This window comes from Methanosphaera sp. A6 (assembly GCF_001729395.1).
Taxonomy (GTDB): domain Archaea; phylum Methanobacteriota; class Methanobacteria; order Methanobacteriales; family Methanobacteriaceae; genus Methanosphaera; species Methanosphaera stadtmanae.
This window is the reverse complement of the sequence record NZ_MAIF01000016.1, coordinates 1-7,100: the sequence shown is the minus strand read 5'-3', so window position 1 is coordinate 7,100 and position 7,100 is coordinate 1. Positions and strand designations below refer to the sequence as shown.

Annotated in this window: 9 protein-coding genes; 2 read left to right on the top strand and 7 right to left on the bottom strand. The window is 29.6% G+C overall.

What is annotated here, in order from left to right; genetic code table 11:
• From rpl12p to ftsZ, 7 genes are all read right to left on the bottom strand, one after another.
• Positions 1 to 256, bottom strand: a 256-nt coding sequence (gene rpl12p / locus A9758_RS00490) for a 50S ribosomal protein P1 (protein ID WP_069776306.1), incomplete at its 3' end; no start/stop codon positions are given.
• 138 nt (positions 257 to 394) lie between these two features.
• Positions 395 to 1,393, bottom strand: a complete 999-nt coding sequence (locus A9758_RS00485; RefSeq protein ID WP_011406840.1) for a 50S ribosomal protein L10 — start codon at positions 1,391 to 1,393, stop codon at positions 395 to 397.
• Complete coding sequence (locus A9758_RS00480) at positions 1,394 to 2,032, bottom strand: 50S ribosomal protein L1 (RefSeq protein ID WP_011406841.1); 639 nt, start codon at positions 2,030 to 2,032, stop codon at positions 1,394 to 1,396.
• 165 nt (positions 2,033 to 2,197) lie between these two features.
• Complete coding sequence (locus A9758_RS00475) at positions 2,198 to 2,680, bottom strand: 50S ribosomal protein L11 (RefSeq protein WP_011406842.1); 483 nt, start codon at positions 2,678 to 2,680, stop codon at positions 2,198 to 2,200.
• On the bottom strand, positions 2,680 to 3,141 hold the full coding sequence (locus A9758_RS00470) for a transcription elongation factor Spt5 (protein WP_369814998.1): 462 nt from the start codon (positions 3,139 to 3,141) through the stop codon (positions 2,680 to 2,682). Before A9758_RS00470 ends, A9758_RS00475 begins: the two co-directional genes overlap by 1 nt.
• Positions 3,142 to 3,246: 105 nt before the next feature.
• A complete protein-coding gene (locus A9758_RS00465) occupies positions 3,247 to 3,432 on the bottom strand; it encodes a protein translocase SEC61 complex subunit gamma (protein ID WP_011406844.1) in 186 nt (61 codons plus the stop codon).
• A gap of 293 nt (positions 3,433 to 3,725) precedes the next feature.
• Positions 3,726 to 4,823 carry a cell division protein FtsZ gene (gene ftsZ / locus A9758_RS00460; RefSeq protein WP_369814997.1) on the bottom strand — a complete coding sequence of 366 codons (1,098 nt, stop codon included), beginning with the start codon at positions 4,821 to 4,823 and terminating at the stop codon, positions 3,726 to 3,728.
• A 524-nt stretch (positions 4,824 to 5,347) separates the two neighbouring features.
• On the opposite strand from ftsZ, the gene comA reads away from it, so the two are divergent.
• Both comA and A9758_RS00450 read left to right on the top strand, forming a co-directional pair.
• On the top strand, positions 5,348 to 6,106 hold the full coding sequence (gene comA / locus A9758_RS00455; protein ID WP_011406846.1) for a phosphosulfolactate synthase: 759 nt from the start codon (positions 5,348 to 5,350) through the stop codon (positions 6,104 to 6,106).
• A 50-nt stretch (positions 6,107 to 6,156) separates the two neighbouring features.
• Positions 6,157 to 6,987, top strand: coding sequence for a coenzyme F420-0:L-glutamate ligase (locus A9758_RS00450; protein WP_052273669.1), 831 nt, complete (start codon positions 6,157 to 6,159; stop codon positions 6,985 to 6,987).
• Positions 6,988 to 7,100 lie beyond the last annotated feature (113 nt).

Here is a 7,100-nt window from a genome sequence, read left to right as displayed (position 1 = left end):
CTTCTTCCTCTTCTTCTTCCTCTTCTTCTTCAGCTTCTTCTGCTGCAGGTGCTGCTGCTCCAGCTGCAGGTGCTGCTGCTACTGCTGCGGTTGCAATAGCTTCTTCAATATCTACATCTTCTAAAGATGCGATTAAAGCTTTTACTCTTGCATCGTCTACATCTACTCCAGCTGCAGATAATACAGCTGTAACGTTTTCTTCGTTAATGTCTTTTTCTGTTGCGTTTAATAATAATGCTGCGTATACGTATTCCATGTTAATACACCTTTTAAATTTAATATATATTTTTATTGTATAAATACAATTTTATTAATCTTTTTAAATCTTTTATAAAGTTAATCTTAACTTGCTATTAAGATTAGAATTTTCCGTTTTTACTAGTAGCCTTCAAAGTTATCCGAAGAGAGCTCCAAGACCTGCAGCTGCAGATTCTGCTGCATCTTCTTCCTCTTCTTCTTCCTCTTCAGGTTCTTCTGTATTATCTTCTACTGCTACAGGAGCTGCTGCTGCTTGTGAATTTAATTTTTCATTAAGTTCATCATCAATAGCTTCGCTAGAGAGTAATTTAGCAACTGCTAACATTTGAGCATATGCTTTAGATAATATTTTATCAGTTGTTTCAGAAGTTAATATATTAGCATTGATAGCTAAGTTTAAAGCATCTCTTGCTGCTTTCTGTATGAGTAATGGAGCAGATTCGCTGTTTAATATACCTGCATAAACTGATAAGTTAATTGCACTTTGATATGCATTTGCAAGTGTTTGAATAGTTTCTTCTTCATCAATTGCAAGTACATCTGCAGTATATATTGTATCTCCTTCACAAACTGCTAGTAAATCTATTCCCACTTCCATAGGATGAATTTCAAGTTTTGTTAATATATCAGCTACTGCTTTAGGAATTTCTTCGCCTTCATCGACAATTTTAGCATCATCGGTTACAACAATTGATCCTTTATCAATTTTAGCTGGAATACCTACTTGTTGTAATTCACCAAGAATTGGACCAGGTGGGAAAGATGTATCTCCTGCTGGAACAACAATATCCGCTGGAGCAATACTTCCAGCTTTTGCTGGAGCTTCCGTTTTACTATCTTCTAAGATTTTAAATAGTTTGAAAGGATTCATTTTAGTGAAGACCATAGCTGGTTGACCTTCGAGGTAATCTGCTAAACCTTCAACTTCTTCTTTATCAGAGTTTTCTAATGCAATTTTAATGAAATTTTTACGTGACATTTTAAGAATTGCATTATCTCCTAAAGATTTTCTCATGGTTTGTAATTGTTTTGCTGGAATATCAGCTAAGTTTACAATACCTATTATTTCATGAGAATTTGTTAAATCTTCAAGTTCAGCTACTTTTTCTTTTTTCCAATCTGCAACATGATGCATCTAGATCACCCTCGTTACAGGTCCCATTGTTGTTTTTAAATACATTGCTTTGATCTGTTTAGACCCTTTTTCTAAATTACGATCAAGAACATCCATTATAGCATCTATATTTTCAGCAACTTGTGCTTCAGTCATATCTTCAGATCCTACAATAGATTGTATAATAGGTTGGTCTTTCACTCTTATTTTAATTGTACTTCTTAATCTTCCTAATATGGTTTCTGGATTTGCACTTGCTGGAATTGGTTTAGGCATTTTTTTCCTTGGACCAAGTACTGGACCTAAGAATCTACCAACAGTTGGCATTAAATCAGTTTGAGCTACAAAGAAATCATAAGAATTTGCTAATTTTTTAGCTTCAGGTCTGTTTTTACCTAATTCTTCTAATTTTTCTTTATTAATAACTAAATCTGCACCAGCTTGTTCTGCTTGATAAGCTAATTCACCTTCAGCAATAAATGCAATTTTAACATCTTTTCCACGTCCATTAGGGAGAAGCACTTCTTCATCTAAACGGTTTTCTGGTTTGTTTATGTCTAAATCGTTGATGGTTATGACCACATCAATAGACTGTGTGAAGTTTCTCGGTTTAGATTCTTCTAAAACCTTCTTCACTGCTTCTTCAATTACTTGTGTCATTCAATTTCCTCCAAAGAACAGGATTTAAAAAAAATAAATCGAGTTCAACGTGTAAATAAATTATGTACTATGTACATTGTATAAAATTTTTATATTTAAAGTCTAATCATTATGATTAATATTAAATAATTAATTGTTACTTAAATGAAATAAAACAATGAGTATTTATTGGGTAAATACATCATCATAATCGCCATTATCGATGTCTTTTTGAGTTTCACGTCCATCTTTACCTTGAACATTAATACCCATACTTACACATGTACCAATCACTTCTTTTGTTGCGTGTTTGTAATCATTTGCAAGTAAGTCATCAAATTTCATTCTTGCAACTTTAAATGCTTGTTCAACTGAGAAATCAGCTGCTACTTCAGTACCAGGTTCGTGAGAACCACTTTCAATACCTAACTCATCAAGAACTAAAGCAGTTGTAGGTGGTGTACCTATAGAAATTTCAAAATCTTTAGTATCCATGTCTGCAGTTATTTTTACTGGTACTTTCATACCGCCAAAATCAGCAGTTTTTTTGTTGATTTCTTCAACAACTTGCATCATATTAATACCTAATGGACCTATAGCTGGACCTAAAGGTGGTCCCGGTGTGGCTTTTCCACCTTCCACTAGGATTTCAATAGTTTGACTAGCCACTATTCAGCCTCCTTTTGTATTAATCTGATTTGGTCACCCTTTACTGTGACAGGTATTGGAACTGCTGCTTCAATTAATTCCAATACTACATCTTCTTTTGCTTCATCAATCCTAACCACTTTAGCTTTTTCATCTTTAAATGGGCCAGAAGTCAATTCAACAATACTACCTTTTTCAATATTGACTATTGATTGATCTGGACTTAAGAATGATTTGAGCTCATCGAAGTCTACGTCACCTTCGACTAAACCTCTCAAATTTGGAACTTTAAGTGCAGGATGCCTCATATCTAATGTTTTATCAGACTCAACAAAAATATAACCTTTCATAGATTCTGGAGATAAAATCGCAGAAATCCCTGTATCTTCATGTTTAACACTTTGTGCTAATAAAGATGCTACATTTTTTTCTTGTCCAATAAGTACTCTCATCGCATAAAACATAATTCCACTTTTTTCTATCGTTGTTAAAAAGATATTTTATCTTTTTTTTAATGTATTCCCAAATATTATATAACTAATATTTTGATTAAATTTCTTTTATTATTATTTTGTTTATTAAAACAACTATGAGTAAAACAATACTTGTGATACTATTGAAAGTATAAACCCAATAAGACCAATAATTATGATACCCACACCTGTAACTTTTGCTACAGTTAAGTATTCCTCATTATCTGGTTTTTTTGAAATACGTAATACTCTTTCACATTGCTTTAAAAAACCATGTATTGATTCTTTGTTTATATTCATATTATTACTACCTGCATTAAAAATTCAAAATGAGAAAATTTAAAACCTAAGATAGGGATCATATATAATTTATTCATCTTACTATTAATAAACCTTTGGTTTTATTATAGAAAAACATACATTAAAAAATAACTATATTCAATCCATACATCATATAAACAACATATCAACTTGAATTTAATATATACTTTGAAATAAATACTTTAATAGATCTTTAAACCCTAAAAAAGCTAGAGATAATAATTTTTATTATAATCAAAAAAAAAGTTAATGAAATATTTAGATATTAATATCTAAAATACATCATCAATAAATCCTTCAAGATCTGCATCTGGTGTTGGTGTTTCTTCTCCACGTGGTTTTTCTTTGTAAGAATCATCAGATCCCATTATTGAAGGAGAACTTACACCTGCAACAACAATGGTTGTTCTAACTGTACTTGCAAGATCTTCTTGTAATTGAGTACCCCAAATAATATTTGCTTCAGGATCAAGTTCATCTGCAACTATTTGTACAATTTTTTCAGCTTCATTTAATGTTAAGTCATTACTTCCACTGATGTTAACAATAGCACTTTTTGCATTAGAAATATCTAAATCAAGTAAAGGACTGTTAAGAGCTTCATTTACTGATTCAATAGCCCTATCACCAGTATCTGATTCGCCCATACCAATCATAGCCATTCCACTATCACTCATTACACTTTTAACATCAGCAAAGTCTAAACTTACTAGTCCTGGTTTTGTAATTAATTCAGTTATACCTTTTACAGCCCTACCTAATAATTCATCTGAAACCATGAATGCTTTGTTAATTGGTAAACTTGGAGCTACTTCTAAGAGTTTATCATTAGGAATTACAAGTACGGTATCTGCTGCTTCTTGTAATTTTGCAAGACCTTTTTCAGCATTTTCTCGCCTTCTAATTCCCTCTGCACTAAATGGCATTGTTACTACAGCTATAGTTAATGCTCCACATTTTTGTGCAATTCTACTTACTACTGGTGCTGAACCTGTACCTGTTCCTCCACCAAGTCCACAGGTAACAAATACCATGTCTGCTCCATCAATTCTTTCTTTTATTTCTTCTTCACTTTCTTCAGCACTTGCTTCTCCAACATCTGGAATTCCACCAGCACCTAATCCACCACAAGTTTCTTCCCCAATTAATATTTTATCATTAGATTTGCAGAAGAATAAGTCTTGTGCATCTGTGTTAATGGATATAGTTTCTGCACCTTCAATTCCAATTTCACCTAAACGTGAAATAGTGTTGTTTCCAGCTCCACCAGCACCAATAACAAATATTTTTGTTCTACTTTTGTTAATAATATCTACTAAGATACTATTAATATCATCTACATTAGAATTAGAAATATTATTTTTAGAGATAGATCTTTCTGTTGAAGTTTTAGATTTTGAATCTTTTATACTATCATTTATTAGAGATTTCACTTAACACCCTCACTATTACATTGTATTTAATAACAGTTTATTAATTATTATATTTATTATTAAATTAATTTAATATCTTATATTTTATGAATTATTTAAATATTGTTCTATGAAAGAAAGATTTCAAAACTATGTTTATACTTGATAATTATTGGTAATCATTTACTGATTGAAATACTTAAATAGATTACTTATCAATAATCAGAACACGTTATTATAACGATTAATAATTGATAATACTAATTTTAAGATACTTTATTATTTGAAATTATATAATTTTATATTAATATATTTGTATGTTTTCTTAAATATATAAACTTAGTTTTTTTAGATAGAAATATATTAAAAATAGAAAAAAAGAAGTACTATTTTAATAAATATAAAATTCATATTTATTTAAAAATAATTATATACATAACTAAGTATTATATTTTTAATATAAAAATAATAAAGATGATAATATGAACGCTTTTAAGTTTCTAGATGAAATTGGACCAGTAAATACCAATACCATGGTTCTTGATAAGGCATTAGGATACAAAACAGTTGAAGATATGTTAACAATTAGTGGAAACTATTTTAATCTATTGAAGTATGGATGGGGAACTTCAATATTATATGATGAAGAAATAATAAAAGATAAAAATGAATTATATCACTCATATAATATTAGAACATATACTGGTGGAACTTTATTTGAATTAGCAAATAAACAAAATAAAATAGATGAATATTTTAATGAAATTGACAGATTAGGATTTAATGCTGTGGAAATATCTGATGGATCAACTACCATTGACAGTGATAGACGTGCACAGTTAATTAATAAATCAAAAGAATTAGGTTTCTACACTTTGAGTGAAATAGGTAAGAAAAATCCACAAAAAGATTCTGAATATACAACACAACAACGTATAGATCTTATAAATACAGATATTGAAGCAGGTTCTGATATGGTTATTATTGAAGGACGTGAAAGTGGTAAAAATATTGGTATATACGATGATAAAGGTAATGTAAAAAAAGATGATTTAACTTCAATCTATGAAAATACACCTAAAGAAAAAGTATTGTGGGAAGCTCCACAGAAAAATCAACAAGTAGAATTAATACTTACATTAAGTAATGATGTAAATCTTGGAAACATTAATTCTAATGAAATAGTCTCCCTTGAAACATTACGTCGTGGATTAAGAGGAGACACTCTTGGAAAATTATAAATTTCCTCTTTTATTTTTTTAATAAAAAAACCATTTTTAGAGATATGAATATGAAAGTAGAAGTTATTCCCATTAAAACAGATTATATCAAACCAAATGAAGGATACTATACTCTTATAACCAATATCATAAAATATTGTCAAGATGATGATTATATTGTAATTAGTGAAACTCCCATATCAACAGCTGAAGGCAATTTAGTTGATGAATCAAAATACATACCAAGTATCGCTGCATCTATTTTAACAGAGTTATGGAGTAAATATTTATGGGGATATGTTTTATGTCCATTTTTAGGTTATAAAAAAAGAACAATAACCAATCTTAGAAACATGCCCCATGAGGCAAGATACCATAAACAGTTCATATTAGAAAAATATGGATTAAAATATGCACTACAACCTACATCTGAAGCTGGTGTTGATTTAAGTAATGTTCCTGAACAATATGTATCTCTTCTTCCAGAAAATCCACAAAAGAGTGCTGATTATATTAAAGAAATTATACACAAAAAAACAGGGAAAAATGTAAATATAATAATCTGTGATACTGATGCAACATATGATTTCTATGGAAAGAAATTTACCACATTACCCCAATCCATAGAGACAATTCATAATAATACTGGTATTTTTGGATATATTCTTGGAAATTTCTCTAAAAAAATAGGTCCAACACCTCTTGCATCTACTGTTAAGTGTGATGTTGAAATGTTAATAAAACTATGTGCAATTGCTGAAAAATCACAAGTTGAAAATACCAATACTTTTTTTGAAACTGTATATAATATGAAAACTACATTTGATACTGATTATAATAAGGTTACCCCTGCGCTTCTAAATACAATTACACATATACCTGCAGTGATTATAAGATTTTAAATAACTATTTATAATAAGTAAAGACATAATAATATATTAGTTATTTATGATAGATCCATTTAATAAAATTTTAAATGTATATCAACTCTATAGTCAAAATTATAATAAAATGA

Coding starts and splice junctions, on each gene's coding strand:
- A9758_RS00485 (WP_011406840.1), bottom strand. CDS start 1,393: ATGCATCATGTTGCAGATTGGAAAAAAGAAAAAGTAGCTGAACTTGAA.
- A9758_RS00480 (WP_011406841.1), bottom strand. CDS start 2,032: ATGACACAAGTAATTGAAGAAGCAGTGAAGAAGGTTTTAGAAGAATCT.
- A9758_RS00465 (WP_011406844.1), bottom strand. CDS start 3,432: ATGAATATAAACAAAGAATCAATACATGGTTTTTTAAAGCAATGTGAA.
- comA (WP_011406846.1), top strand. CDS start 5,348: ATGAACGCTTTTAAGTTTCTAGATGAAATTGGACCAGTAAATACCAAT.
- A9758_RS00450 (WP_052273669.1), top strand. CDS start 6,157: ATGAAAGTAGAAGTTATTCCCATTAAAACAGATTATATCAAACCAAAT.